We start from the raw sequence: 25372 nt of genomic DNA on the forward strand, positions 1-25372 counted from the left end.
ATGCTCGACCGCACCCGGCCGATCCGGCTGAAGAGCTTCCTCGCCGGACGCTGGCAGGAGGGCGATGGCGACGGCACGGTGGTCCTCGATGCGGCGACCGGCCATCCGGTGGCCGAGTTGAACGCGGCTGGCATCGACATGGCGGAAGCGCTGGCCTATGGCCGCGACGTCGGCGGTCCGGCGCTGCGGGCGATGCGCATCCACGAGCGGGCGCTGATGATGAAGGCGCTCGGGCTGAAACTCCTGGAGCTGAAGGAGGAGTTCTACGCCCTCTCGACGGCGACGGGCGCCACGCGCTCCGACAGCTGGATCGACATCGAGGGCGGCATCGGCACGCTTCTCACCTACGCCTCCAAAGGCCGGCGCGAACTGCCGAACGGCCATGTCATTGCCGACGGCGCGCCGGAGATCCTGTCCAAGGACGGCAGCTTCATAGGCCAGCACGTGTTCTCGCCGATGCACGGCGTGGCGATCCACATCAACGCCTTCAACTTCCCGGTCTGGGGCATGCTGGAGAAGCTGAGCCCCACCTGGCTCGCCGGCATGCCGGCGATCGTCAAGCCGGCCAGCCAGACCGCCTATCTGACCGAACTCGTTGTCCGCCGCATCCTGGAGACCGGCCTCCTGCCGGAGGGAGCGTTGCAGGTCATCTGCGGCTCGACCGGCGACCTCCTCGACCACGTCACCTGCCAGGACGTCGTCACCTTCACCGGCTCGGCGGCGACCGCCAGGAAGCTGCGCGCGACGCCGGCGGTGATAGAGAATTCGGTGCGCTTCACCTCGGAGGCCGACAGCCTCAACGCCTCGATCCTGGCGCCTGACGCGGAGCCGGGAACGCCCGAATTCGACCTCTTCGTCAAGGAAGTCCATCGCGAAATGACGGCGAAGACCGGGCAGAAGTGCACGGCGATCCGCCGCGCCATCGTCCCGGCGGAGCATCTTCTCGCCGTCGTGGATGCGCTGAAGGCCCGCATCGACAAGACCGTGATCGGCCATCCCGGCGAGGAAGGCACCCGGATGGGACCGCTCGCCTCGCTCGCCCAGGTCGAGGAGGTCCGCGCCTCGGTCAGGAAGCTCGCGTCGGAAGCCCGGATCGTCATCGGTGATCCCGAGACGTCTCCGATGCCCGAGGGCGCGTTCTTCTCCCCTTGCGTCCTCGTCTGCGACGATCCGCTGAACGCGACGGCCCCGCACGAGGTCGAGGCCTTCGGACCGGTGGTGACGCTGTTTGCCTACGAGACGATGGACGACGCCGTCGCGATCGCCAATCGCGGCGCCGGCAGCCTGGTCGCCTCGATCTTCACCGACGATGCCGAGAACGCCAGGGCCCTCGGCCTCGGCATCGCTAGGCTGCACGGCCGCATCCTCTTCGGCAACCGCGCCTCGGCGAAGAGCTCGACCGGCCACGGCTCGCCGCTGCCGCAGCTGATCCATGGCGGGCCGGGCCGGGCCGGCGGCGGCGAGGAACTCGGCGGCATGCGTTCGGTGCACCATTTCATGCAGCGCACCGCCCTGCAGGGCACGCCCGATCTCCTGACGGCCGTGGTCGGCCGCTGGATGCCCGGCGCCAGCCGCCGGACCGGCGGGGAGCATCCGTTCCGCAAGTCGCTCGCCGAACTCGAGCTCGGCGACACGATCGTCACGGAGAAGCGAGTGGTGACGCTGGAGGACATCGAGCGGTTTGCACAATTCACCGGCGACACCTTCTACGCCCATATGGACGAGGCGGCCGCAAAGCGGAACCCGTTCTTCGAGGGCCGCGTCGCGCATGGCTATCTGATCGTCTCCTTCGCGGCCGGCCTCTTCGTCGAGCCGGCGGAAGGTCCGGTACTCGCCAATTACGGCGTCGACAATCTGCGCTTCATGACGCCGGTCTATCCGGGCAATGCGCTGCAGGTGCAGCTGACGGCGAAGGAGATCACGCCGCGCGAGACCGAGGACTACGGCGAGGTACGCTGGGACTGCACCGTTACCCGCGACGAGGGTGAAGTCGTCGCGCAGTACGACGTCCTGACCATGGTCGCGAAGACCCAGCGAGACGCCTGAGCGATGGCGCGGGTCTACGCCTTCGACGGCTTCATCCCGGTGATCGACCCGTCCGCCTTCGTCCATCCGGACGCGATCCTGATCGGCGACACGCTGGTCGGACCCCGGTCGTATGTCGGACCCGGCGCCGTCCTTCGCGGCGATTTCGGCCGGATCACGATCGGCGAAGGCGCCAACGTCCAGGAGACCTGCGTCGTCCACACTTTCCCGAACAAGGAGGTGGTGGTCGAGGCGATGGGCCATATCGGGCACGGTGCGGTGCTGCACGGCTGCCGGATCGGCCGCAACGCCATGATCGGGATGAACGCGGTGGTGATGGACGACGTCGTGGTCGGCGCCGAGAGCATCGTCGGCGCCCTCGCCTTCCTCAAGGCCGGCATGGACGTGCCGCCGCGCTCGCTGGTCGTCGGCGCGCCGGCCCGGATCCTGCGTGAGGTCACCGAGGAGGAGGTGCGCTGGAAGACCGAGGGCACCGGCGTCTACAACCGCCTCGCGGCCGAAGCCGGGGCGAAGCTCGTTCCGGCCGAGCCGCTCGCGGCCGAAGAATCCGGCAGGGGCCGGATCAAGGCGCCGGACTACGACCCGAAATATGTCATGCGCGAGAGCCCCGCCGACTGACGAGTGACACATGGGGACGTTCCTCCGAACCGCGCCGGGCGCAGTATATCCCGTAACATTCTCGGTCGACCGCACCTGATGATCCGCTCGCAGACCGTGAGGTGACCCTTCCACACTCCTGCATCCGATGCCGTCATTGCGGATACCCCTGCGGCAAGTGTCGAAGTCGAAAGACATCGACTATCCTTCTGCGTCTTCTGAATTTTCGGTGTCGACGTTCGACCCGACTCTCGCTCCGGACGGAGCGCAAACGTCTAATTCGATCCAACAGCCGCCATTCGTGCTACCATCTTCCCATAGGGAAGAAGGAATCTCGTGCGATGCAGTCTTCAACTATTGATTCCGGCGGCAGGGAAGCATCGCGCTTCCTCTTGCATGTTCTCGCCCCCTGCGGTGCGGCCTTCGTCGCCGCGGCGATCTGCCTTGCGCCAGCAACCGCCGGCGCGACATCGCGCTTTCCCGACGGGACGGTGACGGCCCCGCTCGGACCATCCGAGCGGCAGGCCGGCGCTACGGTCGAGGCCCCGAGAGGCGCGGACGGCCAGGCGGTCGCAACCTGCGACGCCCTGGCCTCCGATCCCGACGACATGACCCGGCCGGACGGGCTGACCGGCGAGCGCGACCCCAACGCCGTCGCCTTCGAGCGGGCGATCCCCGTCTGCATGGCGGCGCTCGCCGCGCATCCGGAGACGCCCCGCTACGCCTTCCAGCTCGCGCGTGCCTACCGGTCTGCCCAGCGCTTTCCGGAGGCGGTGAGATATTACGAGCAGGCGGCGCAGGCCGGCCACCCGGCAGCGCAATACGATCTCGGCCAGATGTACGAGAGCGGCCTTGGTGTCGAACAGGACGATTCCAAGGCGTTGGCCTACTTCCAGACGAGCGCGGACTCCGGGACGTCCTGGGCGCTCTATGGCGTCGGCCTCATGCAGAGGGACGGCCGGGGCGGACTCGAAGCCAACTCGGAAAAGGCGTTCGCACTCCTCCAGCGCGCTGCCGAAGCCGGCCTTTCCCCTGCACAGGTCGAGGTCGGCTACATGCTGCAGGACGGCAATGGCGCCCCGCGCGACGAGGCCGCGGCCCTGGAATGGTTCCGCAAAGCCGCCGGGGCCGGCAGCGCCGACGCCCTGATGTGGATCGGCAGCTTCTACGAGAACGGTCGCGGCGGCCTGGAACAGAACGACGAGACCGCGCTCGACTTCTATCGCCGCGCTTCCGAAGCCGGGAACGCCTTTTCCGCGAACATGGTCGGGGTCTTTACCGCCGACGGCCGGGGCGGGCTGACGGCCGACGCCGAGAGGGCGATTCCGTTCTTCCGCAAGGCGGCCGAGGCCGGCGACGTCGACGGTCAGCGTAATCTCGCCTGGCGGCTGGCCAATGGTGTCGGGGTCGAACAGGACGACGTCGCGGCGCTCGGCCTGTTCCAGAAGGCGGCCGAGGCAGGCGATGCCGACAGCCTGATGTGGCTCGGCAATTTCCACGAGACCGGTCGCGCCGGCCTCGAAAAGAGCGATGTGACCGCGCTCGACTTCTACCGCCGCGCGTCCGAGGCGGGGAATGTCTTCGCCACCAACATGGTCGGCGTGTTCACCGCCGACGGCAGGGGCGGGATCGAGGCCGATGCCGAAAAGGCGACAGAGCTCTTCAGAAAATCGGCCGAGGGCGGCGATTCCGACGGCCAGCGAAACTTTGCCTGGCGGCTGGCCGGAGGCACCGGCATCGCCAAGGACGAGGCGGCTGCCCTCGAATGGTTCCGTAAGGCTGCAGAGGCGGGCGACCACGACGCGGAAAACAGCTACGGATTCCGCCTGATCTACGGCACGGGGACCGAGGCGAACACTGCCGCCGGCATCCCCTGGGTGCGCAAATCCGCCGAAGCGGGTTTCGCCGCGGCGCAGGTCAATCTCGGCAAGTTCTACGAGCAGGGCCTCGGCGTAAAGCAGGATTATGCCGAGGCCCGGCAATGGTACGAAAAGGCCGCGGCACAGGGCGATACCGGCGGATTGGTCGACCTCGGCTACCTCTATTCCGCCGGCCTCGGCGTCGAGAAGGATGAGGCGAAGGCCGCGGAACTCTACCGCCAGGCGGCAGAGGCCGGCGAAAGCGTCGCGCAGGACAATCTCGCCCGCCTCTATGACGACGGCCGCGGGGTCCCAAAGGATCGCGCGGAGGCGCTGCGCTGGTTCCGGAAGGCCGCCGAGGGCGGCTATGCCCCGGCCCAGACCACCCTCGGCTGGGCCTATTGGAACGGCGACGGCGTCCCACAGGACGACAGGCAGGCGTTCGACTATTTTTCCAAGGCCGCGCAAAGCGGCGATGGCGATGCCCAGGCCCAACTGTCGGTCCACTACGCCCAGGGACGCGGAACGCGGCAGGACTATTCGCAAGCGCTGAAATGGCTTCGCATGTCTGCCGATACCGGCAATCGGTTCGGCCAGTATGGCCTCGGCCTCGCCTATATGAGCGGACGCGGCATCGAAAAGGACGCTGCCGAGGCGCGGATCTGGCTGGAAAAGGCGGCGGAGCAGAAGGTCCCGGAGGCCAAAATCGCTCTGGCCAAGCTCTATGGGGACGGTGCCGGCGGGGCGAGAGATGTCGAACGCTCGCTCAGCCTCTACCGCGAGGCGGCCGAAGCCGGCAATGTCGAGGCCCAGCGCCAGGTCGGCCTCAGCTATCTCAACGGATCGGCGGGAGCCAAACGCGATGACGAACAGGCGCTGATCTGGCTCTTGGCGGCCGCCAAGCAGAAGGACCGGCGCGCCCAGTATCTCGCCGGTACCATGCTGCTCGAAGGCCGCGGCGGCAAGGCAGACCCGCTTCAGGCCGCCGACCTCATCCGCGCGGCGGCCGAATCCGGCGAAGCCGATGCCCAGTACCGGCTCGGCGAGATGCTGAGCGCCGGCGAGATCGTCGCGAAGGACGAGCGCGATGCCGCGCAGTGGTACCGAAAGGCGGCGGAAGCCGGACAGGACAAGGCGGCGACCCGCCTCGCCGCGCTTCTGCTCGACGGCCGTGGACTCGCCCGTAACGCGTCGGAGGCGGCCAGATGGACGCGGCGGGCCGCGGCCAAGGGCGAGGCCGAGGCGCTCGGTCTGCTTGCCGAACTCTATCGTTCCGGCCGCGGCGTTCCGAAGGACGAGGTCGCGGCGGCGGCCCTGTTCATCCAGGCAGCGGAAGCCGGGCATGCGCCGGCGCAGCTGCGGCTGGGCGATCTTCTGATGTCGGGCGACGGCCTCCGGCAGGATCGCACGCAGGCGATCCAATGGTATCAGCGCGCGGCGGCCAGCGGCAGCGCCGAGGCTAGGGCGAAACTGGCGGCGCTTGGGGCCTCTCCCGACGGCGCCGCGCCCGACACGCGCTCGGCCGAAGACGACGCTCTTCCGGCCCTCGGCAACCCTTGAAACTCGGCCGCCTGCACGCAGATCCCGCCTCGGAGTTCGAGACGACGGAGCGAGCGGACCAGATGCAGACCATGCCGTGCGCCCTGCCGGGGCTCAACGATCGCCGGCCCGGGCCGCTCACCCGGCCTTGCACCCGTCCCGGCCGCTGTGTCGGGCGCATGCGAGGCGCGGACGCGACGCGGCTTGCGCTTTTCCCTGCAATCGCCGCGTGAGGCCGCCAATGGAACTCCTTGACGGCATCGCAACGCTTGCCGATCGCTACGACGCCTTCTTTCTCGACCAGTTCGGGGTGGTCCATGACGGCACAAGCAGCTATCCCGGCGCGGCCGAGGCGATCGAAAGGCTCTCACGCCTCGGCAAGGCCGTCCTGTTCATTACCAATTCGGGCCGGCCCGCCGCCTTCAACGAGGCGCGGCTCGCGCGCCTCGGCGTGCCGCGCGAACGCTATCTCGCCTGCGTGACCTCCGGCGACGTCGCGATCGCGCTTCTGGAAGCCGGACGCATTCCCCTGCCCGTCGGCCGCAGGCTTCGCTGCCTGACCATTTCGAGCGAAGACGATTTCAACCTGTCCGACCGGCTCGGCTTTTCGCGGGTCGAAACCGGAGCCGAGGCGGATATCGTGGTCGTCGCCGGCAGCCAGGCCGGCCGAATCGCGATCTCCGAATACGAGGCGCGCATGCGCCCGGCCGCCGAGCGGGGCGTGCCGTGCCTTTGCACCAATCCGGACCGCCACATGCTGACGCCGTCCGGCCTCGTTCCTGCCGCCGGCGCCCTCGCCGACATCTACGCGTCGATGGGCGGCCCGGTCACCTTCGTCGGAAAGCCCTACCGTGACATCTACGAGGCCGCGCACGTCCTCGTGCCCGATACGCCGAAGTCGCGGATCCTGTGCGTCGGCGACAGCATCGACCACGACGTCGCCGGCGCTGCCGGCTTCGGGGCCGCCCGGGCCCTGGTGCGGACGGGAATACTGGACGGTGTCGGCGAAGAGGAGATTGCGGCGCGGCTTCGCGAGGCGAAGCTCAGCGCCGATCATCACCTTGCGGCGCTGCGCTGGTAGGACGCGGCGCGGCGAGTTCCTCCTGGCGGCCCGCTCACCCATCTGCGCCGCTCCGATGCTCGCGCGCGTCCAGCCATGCGCCGAAGGCGGCGGTTTCGTCCGCCGTCAGCATCCGCGCATGCTTGGTGCGGCGTTCCAGGATGTCCTCGGCGAAGACCGCCCACTCCTCGGCGATCAGATATTCCGCTTCGCGCTCGTAGAAGAGCCCGCCGAAATGACGTCCCAAACCGGCAAGGCTGTCCGCCCCGGCGACGAGCCGCTCCGCCCGCGTCCCGTAGAGCCGGAGATAATGCCGGGCGAGTTCGTCCGGGAGCCATGGGTACTGGCGACGGAAATCCGCACCGAACCGGTCGAAGTCCGCGTCCGGCATGTCGCCGCCCGGCAATGGCGCCGTCGCGGTCCAGGCCGGCTTCATCTCGGGAAAGAACGGCTTCAGGCGGTCGAGACCACGCTCGGCCAGTTCGCGATAGGTGGTGATCTTGCCGCCGAAGATCGACATAAGCGGCGCCTTGCCGTCTATCTGGTCGACGTCGAAGACATAGTCGCGCGTGACCGCCGAGGGATTGTCCGCCTCGTCCTCCAGAAGCGGGCGGACGCCCGAAAAGGCGTGCAGCACGTCGGAACGCGAAAGCTTCGTCCTCACGTAGCGGTTCACCGCCGCGAGGAGGTAGTCGATCTCGCGCTCCTCCACCGAGACGTCGCCCGCATCCCCCTCATAGGGGATGTCGGTCGTGCCGATCAGCGTGAGGTCGGTGAGATAGGGGTTGACGAAGATCACCCGGCGATCGGTGTTCTGGAACAGATAGGCTTGGTCTCCCTCCCAGAATTTCCGGGTCACGATGTGGCTGCCCTTCACGAGACGCACGCGCCGCGACGAATTGTTGCGCGTCACCGTCCGGATCACCTGGTCGACCCAGGGTCCGGCGGCGTTGACCACGCCCTTCGCGGCGAGGGTGAAGCGCGTCCCGTCCGCCGCCTTCAGCGTCGCCCTCCACAGATCGCCCTCGCGCGCGGCGGAAACCGCCTCGGTGCGGGTCAGGACAACCGCGCCCCTCTCCTTGGCATCGAGCGCGTTGAGGACGACGAGCCGGGCGTCGTCCACCCAGCAGTCGGAATATTCGAAGGCGCGGGTGAACTTCTCCTCGATGATCCGGCCTTCCGGCGCCGAGCGCAGGTCGAGCGAACGCGTGCCGGGCAGCGTTCGCCTGCCGCCGAGATGATCGTAGAGGAAGAGGCCCAGCCGGATCAGCCAGGCCGGCCGCTGCTCCGGAGAATGTGGCAGCACGAAGCGCATCGGCCAGATGATGTGCGGGGCCGTCTTGAGCAGCACCTCGCGCTCCTTCAGCGCCTCGCGGACCAGCCGGAACTCGTAATATTCGAGATAGCGCAGGCCGCCATGGACGAGCTTGCCGGAGCGCGAGCTGGTCCCCTCGGCGAGATCGCCCTTCTCGCAGAGAACGACCGAGAGCCCGCGGCCCGCGGCATCGCGGGCAATCCCCGCCCCGTTGACGCCGCCGCCGATGACCAGAAGGTCGACGCTGCCGAGATCGCGCATCGGCCGGTCGGCGCTCAGGCCGCGTTCTTCTTGTCGTGATCCTGCAGGCCGTAGGACCCGAAGGACTTCACCGTCTCGTCGATCGCCTCCTTGGGAAGCAGCACCGGCCCGCCGATCAGGAGCGTGTGGTAGTACTGCTTGGCGATGGTCTCGAGCTCGACGGCGAGCCACATCGCCTTGTCGAGATTGGCGCCGGTGGCGATCATGCCGTGATTGGCGAGGAGGCAACCCGTGCGATCCTCCAGCGCCCGCAGCGCCGCCTCGGACAGCTCCTTCGTGCCGAATGTCGCATAGTCGGCGACGCGGATGTCCATGCCGCCGAAGGCCGCCATCATGTAGTGGCAGGCGGGGATCGGCTTGCGGGCGATGGCGAGCACGGTGGCATAGGTCGAATGGGTGTGGACGATGCCGCCGACATCCGCCCGCGCCCGCATGATGTCGAGATGGAAGCGCCACTCGGTGGACGGCTTCAGCGGCCCCTCCCACGAGCCGTAATCGCCTTCCAGCGGCATCGCGGCAATCATCTCCGGCGTCATCGAATCATAGGGCGTCGCCGAGGGCGTGATCAGCATCCTGTCGCCCGAGCGGGCCGAGATGTTGCCCGACGTGCCCTGGTTGAGGCCGCTCGCATTCATCCAGCGGGCCTTCTCGACCATCGCCTTGCGCAGGGAGGTTTCGCTCTTGTTGGCCATGTCTGTCACTCCTTGACGGGAAAGTCTGCCATGCGGGCGCCGGGCCGCATCAGCAGGGATTGACCGGCGGCTCGCCGGAGAGATAGCGGCGCACCTCCTCGCCGGCCTGACCTGCCGCGATCTTCACGGTCCTCAGCGAGGCGCCGGCGATATGCGGCGTCAGCGTCACGTTCGGCATTGTCAGGAGCCGCCAGTCCGCCGGCACCGGCTCGATGGCGAAGGTCTCCAGCATGGCTCCGCGCAGATGGCCGCGCTCCAGCGCGTCGGCGAGCGCCTCATAGTCGACCAGCGGGCCGCGCGCGGTGTTGACGAAGCTCGCGCCGGTCTTCATGCGGGCGAAGGCATCGGCGTCGAACATGCCGGTGGTTTCGGCGGTGACGCGCGGATGCAGCGTCACGACGTCCGAGCGCGCGAGCAGGTCGCCGAGCGCGACGTGCTCGACCCCGGCCTCGGCATCGTCGCGCGAGAGCTGGACATAGGGGTCGGTGACGACGATCCGGCAGCCGAACGCGCGAAGGAGCTTCACAACCCGCGTGCCGATCTGGCCGTAGCCGACGACGCCGACCGTCATCTCCGACAGTTCCCGCCCGGTCGTATCGGCGCGGTAGAGATCGCCGCGCCAGTCGCCGCGCCGCAGCGCATCGTGGCCGCGGGAAATGTTGCGCGTCTCGGCGAGAATCGCGCCGATCGTGAACTCGGCGACGGCGCCGGCATTGCGCCCCGGCGTGTTGACGACCCTCACCCGATGCTCGCGCGCGGCCTCCATGTCGATATTGACCGGGCCGCCGCGCGAGACCGCGACGAACTTCAGCGACGGCAGCCGCTCGAACATTTCCCGCGAGAGCGGCGCGAGATGGGTGACCAGCAGCTCGGCCTCGCCGATCATCGCGATCGTCTCCTCGGCGCTCCCCTGATACTCCTTCAGCCCGGCGAGGCCGGCGACGGCATAGCCGTGCTCCATCGGCTCGTCCGGCCAGGGCAATGTGTGGCGGTCCACCGCAAGCTCGCGGCCGCCGCAGGCTTCCTCGATCGCCGCGGCGAACATGTCCGGCAGCATGAAATTGTCGCCGATGATCGCGATGCACCGGGCCATCACGCCGCTCCCCTCGCCAAAACACCCGCCCGCAGTGAAGCGAGGCGGCTCCACACGGGCGGCAGGGTCCGCCTGATATGCTGATAGAGACCGAAGGCCTCGTCGTAACAGGGCGCCAGCGCTTCGTCCGGGAGCGTCTCGGCCGACAGCCTCCCGTCCATCCAGACCGCGCTGCACTGTTCCAGCGTCTCGAACAGGCCGAGCGAGAGCGCCGCGATCATCGCGGCACCGGCCGCGCCCGCCTCCTCCCGCTCGACATGGCGCACCGGACAAGAGAGGACGCTGGCGAGGATGGCACGCATCGCCTTGGAGCGCGCCGCTCCCCCGGTCACCCGCAGTTCGTCCGGCAGGCCGCCGGCGCCCTCGAAGCAGTCGCGGGCGGCGAAGGCGAGGCCCTCGAACACGGCCCGCATCAGATCGTCGAAATTCGCCCGGCTGTGAAGGCCGGTGAACTGCGCCCGGGCGAGCGGATCCATGAACGGCCCGCGCTCGCCGGCCTCCGAGATATAGGGGTGGTAGATCGCCGACAGCGGTTCGGCCCGGGTCACCCGCTCATCGAGGCGAGCGATCAGCGAGCGACGGTCCCGCTCCAGCCCCTCAGTCTCCAGGACGCTCTCGGCGAGGCCGACGATCCAGTCGATGTTGAGCGTCGCCGCCATGTTCGACTGGAACTGCGTCAGCGCGGTCTCGGAGGGCAGCGGGATGACATAGCCGCTGCGCTGCGGATTGGGGACGACCTCCGAGGGCCCGGCGACGTAGCGCATGTGGATTCCCGTCGAGCCGAGGATCGACAGGCCGAGATTGCGCTTGTCCCCGACGAGGCCGCCGCCGATACCCGTCGCGACGATGTCGACATAGCCGAGCACGATCGGAATGCCGGCCGCAAGGCCCGATGCCCCCGCGACCTCCGCGAGCAGCGGATGCGACGTACGGCGGCCGTCGATCATCGGCGGCAGCAGCCGTCGCAGGCCTGCAAGGCCGAGATTGTCGATCACCGCGTCGCTGTAGTCGCGGGTCCGGTAATCGCCGAAGGTGAACTGGGCCTCCGAGACGTCGGTGACGCGCTCGCCGGTCATGCGGAAATAGAGCCAGTCCTTGCAGTGCATGGCGCTCGCCGCCCGCTCGATGAGCTGCGGGAAGCGGCGCTTCATCACCATCAGCTGGATGCTTTGCTGGCAGGTGCTGATGCCGGTGCCGGTGTGCTCGTAATGAAGGGCATGCGCCGCGCTCGCCGCGAAGCGCCGCGCCTCCTCAGCGCCGCGCGCGTCGAGCCACAGCCAGGCGGGTGCGACCGGCTCTCCCTCGGCATCGACGAGCCAGGTGCCATCGCCCTGCCCGGTGATGCCGATCGCGGCGATATCCTTCGCGCGCGGGCCCAGTTGCTCGGACAGATCCTTAAGGGTCGCGACGGTGTCCCGCCATGTCCTCGCCATGTCCTGCTCGACGCCGCCGCCGTCGACCTGCCGGTAGAGGTTCGGGCGGGCGGCGCTCGCAATCTGCTCGCCCTCGGCCGTGAAGGCGACGGACTTGATCACCGAAGTCCCTGCATCGATGCCGACGAGGATCGGACCGCCGGTCATGCCCCCGCCCCGTTCGCTGCAACGCGGCGCCCATGCGCCAGCGCCTGGCCTTGCGAGGCGAAGACATGCAGGCGATCGGCCGGAACGTCGACGCGGATCGCCGCGCCGACGCGAGCCGCAAAACGATCCGGGATGGTGGCGACGATGACGCCGCCGCCGAAGGACGATTCCAGATGCGTCTGGTCGCCGATCCATTGATTGGAGACGATCTCGGCCGGCGCGCCCTCCGACCCGACGACGACATCCGACGGCCGAACGCCGACCACGACCTCGCCCTGCCGCGCCATCAGGCCGAGGACCTCGTCGCTGACGGCGCCGGCCTCGTAGCCGAAGAGTTCCTCACCCTCCGACCGCAAGGACAGCCGTCCGCCGGAAATTGCCGGCTTGACCCGGTAGACGTTCATCGGCGGCTCGCCGATGAAGGTGCCGACGAAGAGGTTCGCCGGCGCGTTCTTGAGCTCGGCCGGCGAGGCGAACTGCTGCAGGACGCCGCCTTCCATGACCGCGATCCGGTCGGCCAGAGCATTCGCTTCGGTCTGGTCGTGGGTAACGAGGATCGCGGTCAGCCCGTGCTCGCGCAGATAGCGCTTCAGCCGGCCGCGCAGGACGGCGCGCAGCTGCGGTTCGAGCTGGCCCATCGGCTCGTCGAGAAGATAGAGTTCCGCCTTGCGGACGAGGGCCCGGCCAAGGCTCGCGCGCTGCTGCTGGCCGGCGGAGACCGTCGAAGGGTAGCGGTCGAGATGCGGCTCGAGTTCCAAGAGCCGCGCGATCTCCTGCACCCGCCGATCGGTCTCGGCGCTGCCGAGCTTCTCGGCCTTCAGCGCGAAGGCGATGTTCTCGCGCAGCGTCAGCGGCGGATAGAGCGAATAGCCCTCGAAGGCCATGGCAACGCCGCGCTGGGCCGGCGGCAGCTCGTGGATCCGCCGCTCGCCGATGAAGATCTCGCCCTTGGTCACCTCCTCGAAGCCGGCGATCATGCGTAGCGTCGAGGTCTTGCCGCAGCCGGAGGATCCGAGCAGCGCGACGATCTCGCCCGGCGCGATCCTTATCGAGAAGTCGCGGACCGCATAGATCGGGTTCTTGTTCCTGGCGCCGTAGACCTTGTTGACGGCGTCGAGGACGACTTGCGCGGTCATTTGAGGTCCCTCGCGGGCGTCTTGGGAAAAGCATCGCGACAGGTCGTGCTCAAGCTGCGGCTGATCTCACCCCCCTCTGTCCTGCCGGACATCTCCCCCACAAGGGGGGAGATTGGAAGCTCCGACCGGTTGCCCAAACCACAGGAGTCTGCGGAAGCTTCGGCTTTCGATGTCTCACGCCGGCGTTGGGGAGAGCTCGATTTCCCCCCTTGTGGGGGAGATGGGCGGCAGCCCAGAGGGGGGTGCAACGCGGCCATAGCGAGAGAAGAAGACGGCGACATCATTTCATCCCTCATCCTCACAGGTTTTCCTGCGACGCCGGACCCGCAAATTCGGATTCTCGCGACGCGATCCGCCGGCCGCTCTGGCGGTCGAAGACAATCAGCGCGGCCGGGTCGGCGGCGACATGGCCATGCGCACCCTCCTCCATCGCCGCACCGTCCGGCTCGCGCGAGGTGTAGAGTTCGCGGCCGTCCTCGGTGACGAGCAGGCGCACCATGCGGTCGTTGAGCGGCAGGAGCGCGGCGACGCGGACCTTGAACGCGCCCTCGGCTCCTTCCGAAGCGAAACCGACATGCTCGGGCCTGACGCCGATGGTGACGCTGCGGCCGGCAGCCTGCTCGAAGCCCGACGGAAGCGGCAGCCGTGCCCTTCCGGTGACGGCGGCCGTATGGCGGCCAATCATCTCCACACCGGCCTCGAAGAGGTTGATCCCGGGATCGCCGAACAGTTCGGCGACCTCGATATTCGCCGGCCGGTCGTAGATCTCTTCCGGGGTTCCGATCTGCGCGATCTTGCCGCGAAGGAGGACGGCGATCCTGTCTCCCAGCGCCATCGCCTCGCGGAAGTCCTGGGTCACGTAGAGGACGGTCGAGCCGAAGCGCTGAAGGAGGCGCGGCAGTTCGAGCCGCATCTCGAAGCGCAGCTTGGCGTCGACATTGCGCAAGGGGTCGTCGAGGAGAAGGATCTTCGGGGCCGCGACCAGCGCCCTGGCGAGCGCGGTCCGCTGCTTCTGCCCGTTCGACAATGCCCGCGGCGCATGGCCGAGCACATGGTCGATCTTCAGGAGCTTGGCGATCTGGTGGACGCCTTCGGCCACCTTCTCCCGGCCGAGCCGCTGCGCAACGAGCGGGCTCGCGATGTTGTCGAAGGCCGTCATGTGCGGAAACAGCGCGAAGTTCTGGAACGCCATGCCGACGGCGCGGTCCTCCGGCGCGATGTCGATCAGATCCTCGCCGTCGGCGAGGATGGCGCCCTCCTCCGGCTCCGCCATGCCGGCTATGAGGCGCAGGAGCACCGTCTTTCCCGCGCCGGAGGGGCCGAAGACGGAGACGATCTCGCCGTCGGCGACGCTGAGCGACACCTGGTCGAGCACGGTCTCCTTGCCGTAGCGCTTGGTGACGCGGTCGAGGGTGAGGGTCGCCATGAGGATCAGCCTTTCACCGCGCCGAGGGACAGGCCCTCGACGAGGTAGCGCTGGGCGAAGAGCGCCAGCGCCAGGGTCGGCGCGATCGAGATGACCACGGCGGCGGCGATCTGGCCGTACTGGATGCCGGAGGCGGTGACGAAGGCGAGCGCGCCGACGGTCACCGGCTGCTTGTCGGCGGAGGCGAGCACCAGCGCGAAGACGAAATTGTTCCAGGCGAAGATGAAGGACAGGAGCGCGGCCGCCGCGATCCCGGGCATGGCCAGCGGGATCGATATCTTCAGGAAGGAGCGCAGCCAGGAATGGCCGGCGATGCGGTAGGCGTGCTCGATGTCCGGGCTGATGTCCTCGAAATAGCCGCGCACGATCCACAGGATCAAAGGCAGGGTGATCAGCTGATAGACCCAGATCAGGCCGAGATAGGTGTTGGCGAGGCCGATCTGCTGGAAATAGATCGTCAGCGGCAGGAGCACGAGCAGCGGCGGCGCGAACTTGAAGGACAGGAGGGTGAAGGCGATGTCCTCGGAGAAGCGGAACTTGTAGCGCGCGAAGGCATAGGCCGCCGGCACGGCAAGCAGCAGCGAGAGGGCGACCGAGGCGACCGAGAGGATCAGGCTGTTCAGGAGGTTCTGCATGAAGGCGAGCTTCAGGATGCCGCTCGCGGTCTTCAATTCGCCGGTGATCAGCGAGACGTAGTTCTCCAGCGTCGGCGAGAAGAGGATGCTCGGTGGGATCCTGAGGATCTGCGCATTGGTCTGGAAGCTCATCAGGAGAATCCAGAAGATCGGAAAGAGGAAGAAGGTCAGCGCGAAGGTGATGAGGATACCGCGGACGATGCGCTCGCCGGTGGATGTGTGCTGCATGTCTTCCTCCCCTCAGGCCACCGCGCCGTGGGCGCGTTCGCGCAGGCGCAGCCAGTTCTTCACGAAGACGTTCGACAGCGCGAAGGTGATCGCCCAGAGCACCATCAGGAGAGCCGCCGAGCGACCGACATTGGTGAACTGGAAGAACTGAAGGTAGGCCTCGACCTGGAACACGGTCAGCGTGTTGCCCGGCCCCCCTTGGGTCATGGCGTAGACGATGTCGAACTGCTGGATCGATTCCAGCATGCGGAACAGCGAAGCCGTCAGGATGTATGGCATCAGCATCGGCAAGGTGATGCGGAAGAAGACGAAGGTCCGCGGCACGCCGTCGAGCGCCGCCGCCTCGAAGGGCTGTTTGGGAAGCGATCTGAGGCCGGCGAGGAGCAGGACCATGATGAAGGGCGTGTAGACCCACACGTCGACCAGGATGACGGTGAACAGCGCCGAGGAGGGGTCGGAGGCCCAGCGAAAATTGGTGATGCCGACGAGGCTGACGAGATAGCTGAGGATGCCGAAGTTCGGGTTGGTCATCAGCTTCCACATCAAGGCCGCAAGCGCCGGGGCGACCATCAGCGGCAGGAGCAGGAGCATCGCCGCGAGATTGTTGAAGCGGGTCGAACGCTGGAGAAGCAGCGCGATGCCGAGGCCGAGCACCAGTTCGACGACGACGGTCAGCACCGTATAGAGCAGCGACACCTGGACCGTGTACCAGAAGCGCCCGTCGGTGAGGAAATTCAGATAGTTGTCGAACCAGACGAAGCCGCGCAGCTGCGGCAGGGAGAGCCGGTAGCGCAGCAGCGAATAGTAGATCGCCGTGAAGAACGGGATGACGATCCAGACCGTGACGAGAAGGGCCGGCAGGCTGAGGAGATAGGGCAGCAGTTTAAGGCGCCGGCGCCGCGTCAGCGGCTTCTCCGCGCTCGCATGCTCGGCTGTGGCATGATCGGCAGTCGTCATGTCGCATCCCTGGCAACGGGTCCGGGCCGCCCCACCGGGCCGCTCGGACGAAGATCCGGGAGACGCCGCCGGCCGTGGGCGGCGGCGTCCTTTCGCGTCGCGGGCGCGCCTTCGCAAGAAGGCCGCGCCTGGCTTGGGAGGACGACGCTTACTGGAGGCCGGCCTGACTCATCTGGTCGTTGATGTTGGCGACCAGCTGGTCGAGCCCCTCGTCGACCGGGACTTCATTCGCCACCATCTGCTGCAGCATCGCCGCCCAGGCGGTGGTCACATCGAAGAACAAAGGCTGCGGCGTGAAGTAGATCTTGGCCCCAGGCGCCGATGCCTGGAATTGCTCCAGATATCCCGCGTTCTGCTGCATCCGCTTCTGGAAGTCCTCATCGTCCCAGACCGACTGGCGAACCGGGTTGACCATGTCCATCTTCACCGCGCCGAAGAGGTCATGCTGCTTCGAGGTCGCCCACTGCAGGAAGTACCAGGTGGCGTCCTTGTTGCCGGAGAAGTTCGACATCGCCAGCGACCAGATCCAGACATTCGGCGTCGGCTGCTTGGCGTCCGGATTGGCGGCAAAGGCGTGGAAGCCGATATTGCCCTTTTCCTTGGTGTCGCCATTGTTCTGGAAATAGCCGAGGATGTCGGCGTCGAAGATCATGCCGGAGGCGCCGGCGCCCAGATCGTTGCCGACCTGGTACCAGGTGTAGGTCGACCAGTTCTTCGGGCCAGAATCCTGGATCATCTTCACCCACTGCGTGGTGAAGTCCTTGGCCGCGTCGCTGTTCATCGCGGCCTTGAGGACGCCGTCCTCGACATTGAAGTCGGTCGCGCCGAAATTGACATAGCCCGACAGGAAGCCCGGATGGATCGTCGCCCAGGAGCGCGAGCCCCGGACCCCGATCCCGTACATGCCGTTCTCGGCCTTGGTGATCTGAGCCGCCTTGTCCATCAGATCCTGAAGGTTGGTCGGCGGGTCCAGCTTCATCTGGTCGAAGGCGCGCCTGTTGTAGCTGATCGAGTTCAGCTCGAAGGCCCAGGGCAGGCACCACTGCTTGGCATTGTCGCCGCCGAGCGCCTCGCCCGGCACGCCCGACCAGGAGGTCGAGGCCCTGAGGTTCGGCAGAACGTCGTTCCAGTCCCAGTCGCCGGAGGTCTTGGAGCTGTCGTTGATGTACTCCTTGAGGTCGACGATCCAGCCGGCGGGCCCGTAGGTCCAGGTCTGATAGGCGCCGGTCATCAGCGCGTCGTATTCGGACGAGCCGGAAGAGAGCGCGGCGGTCACCTTGTCGAAATAGACGTCCTCCGGAAAGACGTCATAGGTGACGTCCATTCCCGTCAGTTCCTTGAAGGCGTCGAGGTCGGCGATCATCGCGTCGGCGTAAGGGTGTTTGTTCAAGAGCAGCTTCAGCGAGGTGCCCTTGTGCTTCTTCCAGTCGAAGCTGCCGTCCTGGGCCAGCGCCCGGGTAAGCGTCTGGCCCATGAGGCCGCTCATCAGGGCCGTGCCGAGGCCGAGCTGAGCGCTGCGCCGCATGAACTCGCGGCGGCCGACCTGGCGGCGGGCCAACGCGTCGATGAGATCCCGTTCCTTTTCATACATGGCATGTCTCCTCCCAGTTGTGCCGGGCCGATCGGACCGGCTGCCACGATGCGTCTGTCAGTCCGAGGCAGTCTCCCTCGCGATCGCGTCGGCGGTCATTTCGTCGACGACGAGACCGTTGAGCACCCCGCTCCGCAGCAGGGCCATCACAGGCTCGATCTTCTCCCGGCCGCCGGCTATGGCGACCACCGTCGATGCCTTGAGATGTTCGATGCCGGGCGCGAGCGCCCGTTGGCTGAAGCTTTCGGCGACCACCATCCCGCGGGGGTCGAAATAGTGGCCGAGCAGTTCGCCGACCGCGCCGCTCTCTCGCAAGAGCGTCATTTCCTCCGGGCCGATCATCCGGTTCGACAGAAGCGACGCCTCCTCGGTCACGCTGCCGATGCCGGCGACCACGAGCGTTGCCGAACAGGCGAGATCGAAGACCTCGCCGACGCCCGGCTGCGACAGGAGCACCGCCTTGTCCTCCGCCGTATTGGCAAAGAGCGGCAGCGGAATCTGATAGGCCTCGGCGCCGGTGCGCTCGGCCAGCCGGTGGATGACGTCATAGGGATTGGCGGCGAAGCGCCGGTTGAAGCCGCCGAGCACCGAGACGAAGCGGGTCTTGTGGCTGGCGACCTGCGGCATGGCATTCACTGCGGCCGCCAGCGTGCGCCCGTGACCGATGCCGATCAGCGCATGCTCGCCGCGCTCCACCTCGTTCTTCAGGAAGGTGGCCCCGGCGAGCCCGAGCGCCTTCAGCGGCAGGCCCGTCTCCGCCAGATCGGGCGCGACCTGACAGAAGCCGAGGCCGAAGCGGCCTGCGAGCTCGTCCTCCAGCTGGATGCAGCTTGCCACCTCGGCGTCGACGAAGACCCGGATCAGCCCCTCGCGGGACGCCCTTGCGATCAGCCGATGCGCCTTGGTGTTCGCGACGCCGAGGCGCTTAGCAATCTGCCCCTGCGTCATGCCAGCGGAGAAATAGAGCCAGGCGGCCCGAGCCGAGAGGCTGGCCTCGTCGGTCTCGAGCCGGGGGAGGCTCGCCTCGGCGTTCATGTCTCGCTCCCGCCGCAGCGTTCTTGTGCGCCGCGAATTATTTTTCATTGTGCGCAAAATTTTCCACCCTGCCCTCCGTTTGTCAAGTCCGCCGGCGGTCCGTCCGGCCGGGATTTTCGGAACCGGCGCCGCAATGGTTGCAGAAGACCCGCCGACATGGTGGGAAATGAAGGAAGCAGAACCGAGTGTCGGAGGCGGAGCCATGACCGGACGCGACGAAGTGCTGCGCCGCGTGCGGGGCGGCCGGACGGTCGAGGACAACGTGCTGGAGGCGGCTTGGCTCTACTACAACGAGGAGCGCAACCAGAACGAGATCGCCGAGCGGCTGGGCGTCTCGCGCGCGACCGTGGTCAACTATCTTCAGCAGGCGCGCGACCAGGGGCTGGTCGAGCTCCGCCTCGGCCCGGAAATCTTCAACCGGCAGAAGCTGGCGAGCGCGCTGCGCGACCGCTTCGGCCTTGCCGACGTCCTCGTGGTGCCGGGCCCGGCCTTTTCACAGAGCGCGGTGGCGCTCGCGGCGGCGCGCTATGTCCCGGACCTCATCGAGCGCGGCGACATCGTCGGCATCGCCTGGGGCCAGACGATCTTCGCGATGGCCGAGAAGATGCTGCCGCGGGTCGTCCCCGACCTCACCGTCGTGCAGATGGTCGGCTCGATGCCGACGCCGTACATCTTCACCGCCGAAAGCTGCTCGACCAATGTCGCGCTGAAGCTGTCGGGCAAGGTGGTCAATCTCTATGCGCCGGCGGCCCTGTCGAGCCCTGAGGCCGCCGCGGTCCTGCGGGCCGAACCGCTGATCCAGCGTCATTTCGACCTCCTCGAACGCATGCGCAAGGCGATCTTCGCCGTCGGCTCGATGTCCGCCGACAGCCATGTGGTCACCAGCGGCATCGCCACGCTCGACGACCTCGAAGCCTATGCGGGCCAAGGCGCCGTCGGCGTCGTCTGCGGCCGGTTCATCGACGTTGCGGGCCGCCATGTCCCGGGGCCGATCGACGAGCGGATCATCGGGATCACGCCGGACGGCCTCAGCGGCCTGTCCGCCGGCATCCTCGTCTCCTCAGGCCCCGAACGCGTCGCCGCCATGCGCGGCGCCATGATCGGCGGCTATGTCACCCATCTCGTCACCGACGAGCCGACGGCGCAGGCAATCCTCAACCGGCCGGCGTGAGACAGCCGTCCGCGCATACGCAGGGCCTCAGGCGCTCTTCCTGGCGAATTCCGGAAACAGCGAGGCAAGACCCGCCTCGCTGGCGGTGCACACGCCACGTTCGGTGATGAGGCCGGTGACGAGCCGCGCCGGGGTGACGTCGAAGGCGAAGTTCGACACCTTCGTCGCTTCGGGCGCGATGCGGACGCGCTCGACGACGCCCGCGTCGTTCATGCCGACGATATGCGACACCTCCTCGCCGCTGCGCTCCTCGATCGGGATTTCGGCAACGCCGTTGCGCGCCGTCCAGTCGATCGTCGAGGCAGGCAGGGCCGCGTAGAAGGGCACGCCGTTGTCGCGCGCGGCGAGTGCCTTCAGATAGGTGCCGATCTTGTTGCAGACGTCGCCGAGCGCCGTCGTGCGGTCGGAGCCGACGATGCAGAGATCCACCTTGCGGTGCTGCATCAGATGGCCGCCGGCATTGTCGACGATGAGCGTGTGCGGGACGCCGTGATTGGCGAGTTCCCAAGCGGTCAGGCTCGCGCCCTGGTTCCGGGGCCGCGTTTCGTCGACCCAGACATGGACCGGGATGCCCTTCTCGAAAGCCTGGTAGATCGGCGAGGTGGCCGTGCCCCAGTCGACCGTCGCCAGCCAGCCGGCATTGCAATGGGTGAGGATGTTGACCGGCTCGCCGGTCCGCTTGCCCCTCGCCGCCGCCTCGATCAGGGCGAGGCCGTTCAGCCCGATCTGCCGGTTGGTCTCGACATCCTCGTCGCAGACCTTGCCCGCGAACGCCCAGGCGGCGTCGGCCCGCTCGGACACGGGCAGCTCGCGCATGCGCCGGCGCACGGCATCGAGCGCCCAGCGCAGGTTGACCGCGGTCGGACGCGCCGCATGGAGGACGTCATAGGCATGGTCGAGCCCTGCATCCGAAGCGTCGGCGCGTAGCGCGAAGGCCATGCCATAGGCCGCCGTCGCGCCGATCAGCGGCGCCCCGCGCACCCACATGTCGGCGATCGCCGTCGCCGCGTCGTCGAGCGAGGCGAGCGTTACGATCTTCAGTTCGTGCGGAAGCCTGGTCTGGTCGATGATGCCGACCGTCGATCCGCCGGGCTCCGGCCAGATCGAACGGAAGTCGCGGTCGCCCACTCTCATGAAAGGCCCTTCTCCCGGCGGATCGACCGCGCGAGGCTGGTGACGGCACAAATGTCGGAAAGCCGGCCGCGATTGACGAGGAGCTCGCGGCCCATCGCCAGGGCCTTCGCCTCGCAGGCGGCGCGGCGGGTCTCCTCGGCGATCGCCTCCATGTCCTCGACATGGGCAAGGCCGACCAGCCGGCGGATCATCTTGGCGCCGGCAAAGCCGGTCGTGTCGGCGAAGAGCCCGCAGAGGAAACGCGACAGGGCGATCTCCGCCCCCGAAAGGTCGCCCTGATCCTCGAACAGGCTGCGGGCGTAGAGGATGCCGGTGCGCTCGCTCCGCCAGAGGTCGCGGAAGCGCGCCTCGAAGATCCGCCAGACGGACTCGGTCGTCCGCAGCAGCCATTCGCCATAATCGTCGCGCCCCCCAGCCTCGGCCTCATGGCCTTCCTGCGAGAAATAGGCGAGCAGGAGATTGGCGATCAGTGCGCCGATATCGAAGCCCATCGGGCCGTAAAAGGCGAATTCGGGATCGATGACGCGGCTGTCTTCTTGCGTCACCATGATCGAGCCGGTGTGGAGGTCGCCATGGACCAGCGCCTCGCTCTTGGCCGTGAAGGCGTGGAGCATCTCCTGCGCGGCGATCTTCACCGCCCGGTCGGAGCGCAGCGCCAGCGCCGCCCGATCGAGGCCCGGCTTCGTCCAGCGGTTCAGCGGCGCGTCGAAATAGGGATCGGTGAAGACGAGGTTCTCGGTGATCGCGCAGAGCGCGACATTGTCGGAGAACAGCGCGACGTCGCTCTTCTTCTTCGCCGTCTCCATGTGGAAATCGGAGGTGCGAAACAGCGTTTCGGCGAGGAAGACCCCGATGTGTTCGGCGAGATGCGGAAACCGCTTGCCTGCGATCAGCTCCTTTCGCAGAATCACATGCGGGGTGAGATATTCCATCACCACGAGCGCATTGGTCTCGTCGAAGTGGAAGATCTGCGGCAGGCGCTGTGGCATGATCGCGGCCTGCCGCGTCAGCGCGTTCCATTCGAAGAAGGCGCGGGAAAGCGGCAGCGGCCAGGAATCGCCGACGAGGCGCACATAGGGCAGCGCCTGCTTCACCACGACCGAGCCCGTCGGGCCCTCGACGATGAAGACGAGGTTCAGATTGCCGTCTCCGACCTCGCGGGCGGTGAGCTGCCCCTCCCCGCCGCCGAGCCTGCCGGACAGCTGCGAGAGGCCTGCGACATAGGCCTTCACCGTCTCGACGTCGAGCGGCCGGTAGCCTGCCGGTTGCGCCTCCTCCCTCCTCACGGAGCCCTCCGTTCCTGTCCATCGCACGCCGCGACGGATCCTCCCATGATCCGCCCGGCCGCCTCTTCGCCTGCTAGGCTGCCGGCCTGCTGGGCGATTGTCAATCATAGTTGACTTTCGAACAGTTTTCCATACCGTCTGGCCTCGGGAGGAACCATGCAGCATCCGGCCGGCCACGCTGGGCGGGCGATGCTCGAGCTGCGCCAGCTCGAGCGGTCGTTCGGCCCGAACCGCGTCCTGAAGGGCGTCGATCTCGACGTGCGGTCGGGCGAGGTCGTGGTCCTGATGGGCGCCAACGGCGCCGGCAAGTCCACCCTCGTCAAGATCATCGCCGGCGTCCATAAGCCGGGCGGCGGCACGCTGACGCTCGCCGGCGCGCCCTATTCTCCGGAGCGGCCGATCGACGCCGTCCATGCCGGGCTCTGCGTCGTCCACCAGGCGATCAACGACGGCGTCGCGCCGGACCTTTCGGTCGCCCAGAACCTGCTGCTCGACCGGCTCTGCTCCGGCAAGGCGGGCCTGTTCTTCTCCCGAAGCGCGGCCCGCAGGCAGGCACGCGAGATCCAGGCGATCCTCGGGCTCGACCTGCCGCTTGACCGGGCCGTGCGCGACATTCCGCTCGCCGACCGCCAGCTTGTGGCGATCTGCCGGGCGCTGGCCGAGGACCCGAAGGTGCTGGTCCTCGACGAGCCGACCTCCTCGCTCTCCCAGCGCGAGGCCGAGCGCCTGTTCGGCATCGTCGAGACGCTGAGAGCCCGCGGCGTCGCCATCCTCTACATCTCGCACCGCATGTCCGACATAAGGCGCCTCGCCGACCGCATCGTCACCCTGCGCGACGGACGGATCACCGGCGTGTTCTCGCCGCCGCTGGACTATGAGGGCGCCGTCGTCGCCATGCTCGGCGACGCTGTCCAGCCCGCGGGCAGCACCAGGCGGAGCACGGGCGAAGTCGTCCTGTCGGTGAGGGACTGCCGGCTGAGGCCCTGGTCGAAGCCGTTCTCGCTCGATCTTCATGCCGGCGAGGTGACCGCCATCACCGGCCTCGTCGGCACCGGCAAGAGCGAGTTCGCGGAGATCCTGTTCGGCTCGCGCCGTCCCGTTTCCGGCGAGATGACGATCCGCGGCAGGTCGTATCGCCCGGGCTCGAGCGCTGCCGCGATCCGGGACGGCGTGTTCATGGCCGCCAAGGACCGCGCGACCAACTCGCTGATCCCCGCCTTCGACATCGCCCGCAACCTGTCCCTGCCCTTCCTGTCGCGGCATTCGCGCGCCGGCTTCGTCGACTTTTCCGGCGAGCGGCGGCGCGCCCGGCAGACGATCGCGGGGCTCGGCATCGTCTGCCGGGGCGAGAGCGACCCGATGGCCGTCCTGTCCGGCGGCAACCAGCAGAAGGTGGTCGTCGGGCGCTGGCTGTCGGAGCCATGCGAGGTGCTGATCCTGGACGAGCCCTTCCAGGGCGTCGACATCCGCGCGCGCACCGATATCGGCCGGCGCCTGCGGGAGACCGCCGAAGGCCGCGCGACGCTGGTGCTCGCCGCCGAACTCGACGAGGCCCTGGAGGTCGCCGACCGCTTACTCGTGATGTCCGACCACACCATCGTCGGCGATCACCGGACCGGGCCGGATCTCGACATGGCGCAACTCCTCGCCGAGGTCGCGGGAAGCCCGTCGGCGGCCGGGGAAGACGCCGCACACCGTCTCGAAAGGACCGCCTGATGCCGCTCGCCATGCGCGACCTCTCGATCCGCTACGGCTTCTTCGTGCTCCTGATCGCTCTCGCGATCTTCTTCTTCGTGGCGCAGCCGGCCTTCCTGTCGCTGCGCTCGATGATCTTCGTCTTCCAGTCGGTCTCGATCACCGCGATCCTCGCCCTCGGCGTCACCGCCACGCTCGTCGTCGGCGGCTTCGACCTGTCGATCGGCTCGGTCGCCGCCTCCTCGATGATGGCCGCGTCCTACGCCATGGTGATATGGGGCTGGGGGACGCCCGAGACCGTCGCGCTCTGCATCGGCTTCGGCCTGCTCGTCGGGCTGATCAACGGCCTCATCATCGTCTATGGCCGCGTGCCGGACCTCCTGGCGACGCTCGGCACGATGTTCCTTTTGCTCGGGCTGCAGCTCGTGCCGACCGCCGGGCGCTCCATCGCCAAGGGCATGCTCCTGCCCGACGGCTCGACCGCGACGGGCTCCTTCGACAAGTCCTTCCTGGCGCTCGGCCGCTCGCATCTCTTCCACATCCTGCCGATCTCGGTGATCGTCATGCTGGCGCTCGCCGCGGTGATCTTCGTGTTCCTCGAATTCACCCGTTTCGGCCGCGTGATGTACGCAATCGGCTCCAATGAGCAGGCGAGCCGCCTCGCCGGCGCGCCGGTCGCCCGCTACAAGATCGGCGCCTACATGATCTCGGGCGGCTTCGCGGCGATCGGCGGCATTCTCCTGGCCGCCCGGGTCGGGCGCGGCGACGTCTCCTCCGGCAACAATCTCCTGCTCGACGCGGTCGCGGCGGCGCTGATCGGGTTCGCGGTCCTCGGCGTTGCCAAGCCGAATGCGTTCGGCACGCTCATCGGGGCGCTCTTCGTCGGCATGCTCCTGCAGGGCCTGACCATGATGAACGCTCCCTACTACACGCAGGACGCGGTGAAGGGCGCGGTGCTGGTGGTGGCACTGCTCTTCACCTTCTCGATGACCCGCCGGGCGGGAGGCTGATCCGGCGGTCAGGTCCGGACGCGGCG

19 protein-coding genes are annotated in these 25372 nt (G+C 67.7%); 7 read left to right on the forward strand and 12 right to left on the reverse strand.

Annotation, left to right across the window (positions count from 1 at the left end):
• The 4 genes from paaZ (at nucleotide 1) to LH400_RS02925 (ending at nucleotide 7122) form a co-directional block, all read left to right on the forward strand.
• Nucleotides 1-2046 (forward strand): phenylacetic acid degradation bifunctional protein PaaZ, encoded by a 2046-nt coding sequence (paaZ, locus tag LH400_RS02910; RefSeq protein WP_229151132.1) that lies wholly within the window; start codon nucleotides 1-3, stop codon nucleotides 2044-2046.
• 3 nt (nucleotides 2047-2049) lie between these two features.
• Complete coding sequence (locus tag LH400_RS02915; protein WP_229151133.1) at nucleotides 2050-2664, forward strand: acyltransferase; 615 nt, start codon at nucleotides 2050-2052, stop codon at nucleotides 2662-2664.
• Between the two features lie 320 nt (nucleotides 2665-2984).
• Nucleotides 2985-6062 (forward strand): SEL1-like repeat protein, encoded by a 3078-nt coding sequence (locus tag LH400_RS02920; RefSeq protein WP_229151134.1) that lies wholly within the window; start codon nucleotides 2985-2987, stop codon nucleotides 6060-6062.
• Between the two features lie 220 nt (nucleotides 6063-6282).
• The gene (locus tag LH400_RS02925) at nucleotides 6283-7122 is read left to right on the forward strand and encodes a TIGR01459 family HAD-type hydrolase (RefSeq protein ID WP_229151135.1); all 840 of its coding nucleotides are present in this window, start codon (nucleotides 6283-6285) and stop codon (nucleotides 7120-7122) included.
• A 34-nt stretch (nucleotides 7123-7156) separates the two neighbouring features.
• Here the strand turns inward: LH400_RS02925 and LH400_RS02930 are convergent, their stop codons facing one another.
• From LH400_RS02930 to LH400_RS02975, 10 genes are all read right to left on the reverse strand, one after another.
• Nucleotides 7157-8677, reverse strand: a complete 1521-nt coding sequence (locus LH400_RS02930) for a glycerol-3-phosphate dehydrogenase (RefSeq protein WP_229151136.1) — start codon at nucleotides 8675-8677, stop codon at nucleotides 7157-7159.
• A 14-nt stretch (nucleotides 8678-8691) separates the two neighbouring features.
• Nucleotides 8692-9369: a class II aldolase/adducin family protein gene (locus tag LH400_RS02935; protein ID WP_229151137.1), complete on the reverse strand. Its 678-nt coding sequence runs from the start codon at nucleotides 9367-9369 to the stop codon at nucleotides 8692-8694.
• Between the two features lie 49 nt (nucleotides 9370-9418).
• Complete coding sequence (locus tag LH400_RS02940; protein WP_229151138.1) at nucleotides 9419-10462, reverse strand: 2-hydroxyacid dehydrogenase; 1044 nt, start codon at nucleotides 10460-10462, stop codon at nucleotides 9419-9421.
• Entirely contained in the window at nucleotides 10462-12042 is a 1581-nt protein-coding gene (locus tag LH400_RS02945; protein WP_229151139.1) for an FGGY-family carbohydrate kinase, read from the reverse strand. The genes LH400_RS02940 and LH400_RS02945 overlap by 1 nt, the downstream gene beginning before the upstream one ends.
• Nucleotides 12039-13178, reverse strand: a complete 1140-nt coding sequence (locus LH400_RS02950) for an ABC transporter ATP-binding protein (protein WP_229151140.1) — start codon at nucleotides 13176-13178, stop codon at nucleotides 12039-12041. The genes LH400_RS02945 and LH400_RS02950 overlap by 4 nt, the downstream gene beginning before the upstream one ends.
• A gap of 298 nt (nucleotides 13179-13476) precedes the next feature.
• Complete coding sequence (locus LH400_RS02955) at nucleotides 13477-14604, reverse strand: ABC transporter ATP-binding protein (protein WP_229151141.1); 1128 nt, start codon at nucleotides 14602-14604, stop codon at nucleotides 13477-13479.
• 5 nt (nucleotides 14605-14609) lie between these two features.
• Nucleotides 14610-15467, reverse strand: coding sequence for a carbohydrate ABC transporter permease (locus tag LH400_RS02960; RefSeq protein WP_229151142.1), 858 nt, complete (start codon nucleotides 15465-15467; stop codon nucleotides 14610-14612).
• Nucleotides 15468-15479: 12 nt separating this feature from the next.
• A complete protein-coding gene (locus LH400_RS02965) occupies nucleotides 15480-16424 on the reverse strand; it encodes a carbohydrate ABC transporter permease (RefSeq protein ID WP_229151143.1) in 945 nt (314 codons plus the stop codon).
• A 148-nt stretch (nucleotides 16425-16572) separates the two neighbouring features.
• The gene (locus LH400_RS02970) at nucleotides 16573-18015 is read right to left on the reverse strand and encodes an ABC transporter substrate-binding protein (RefSeq protein ID WP_229151144.1); all 1443 of its coding nucleotides are present in this window, start codon (nucleotides 18013-18015) and stop codon (nucleotides 16573-16575) included.
• A gap of 57 nt (nucleotides 18016-18072) precedes the next feature.
• Nucleotides 18073-19050 carry a sugar-binding transcriptional regulator gene (locus LH400_RS02975; RefSeq protein ID WP_229151145.1) on the reverse strand — a complete coding sequence of 326 codons (978 nt, stop codon included), beginning with the start codon at nucleotides 19048-19050 and terminating at the stop codon, nucleotides 18073-18075.
• 202 nt (nucleotides 19051-19252) lie between these two features.
• Between LH400_RS02975 and LH400_RS02980 the strand changes: the two genes are divergently transcribed.
• Entirely contained in the window at nucleotides 19253-20221 is a 969-nt protein-coding gene (locus LH400_RS02980; protein ID WP_229151146.1) for a sugar-binding transcriptional regulator, read from the forward strand.
• A gap of 27 nt (nucleotides 20222-20248) precedes the next feature.
• Here LH400_RS02980 and mtnA read toward each other — a convergent pair whose 3' ends face one another.
• Nucleotides 20249-21355, reverse strand: coding sequence for an S-methyl-5-thioribose-1-phosphate isomerase (gene mtnA, locus LH400_RS02985; RefSeq protein ID WP_229151147.1), 1107 nt, complete (start codon nucleotides 21353-21355; stop codon nucleotides 20249-20251).
• A complete protein-coding gene (gene mtnK / locus LH400_RS02990; RefSeq protein WP_229151148.1) occupies nucleotides 21352-22641 on the reverse strand; it encodes an S-methyl-5-thioribose kinase in 1290 nt (429 codons plus the stop codon). The genes mtnA and mtnK overlap by 4 nt, the downstream gene beginning before the upstream one ends.
• Nucleotides 22642-22797: 156 nt before the next feature.
• Between mtnK and LH400_RS02995 the strand changes: the two genes are divergently transcribed.
• Nucleotides 22798-24357 carry a sugar ABC transporter ATP-binding protein gene (locus LH400_RS02995; protein ID WP_229151149.1) on the forward strand — a complete coding sequence of 520 codons (1560 nt, stop codon included), beginning with the start codon at nucleotides 22798-22800 and terminating at the stop codon, nucleotides 24355-24357.
• The gene (locus LH400_RS03000; protein ID WP_229151150.1) at nucleotides 24357-25346 is read left to right on the forward strand and encodes an ABC transporter permease; all 990 of its coding nucleotides are present in this window, start codon (nucleotides 24357-24359) and stop codon (nucleotides 25344-25346) included. The genes LH400_RS02995 and LH400_RS03000 overlap by 1 nt, the downstream gene beginning before the upstream one ends.
• Nucleotides 25347-25372: the final 26 nt, after the last annotated feature.

Origin of the sequence: Jiella soli (assembly GCF_020615385.1) — a bacterium.
GTDB lineage: Bacteria > Pseudomonadota > Alphaproteobacteria > Rhizobiales > Rhizobiaceae > VKMB-3413.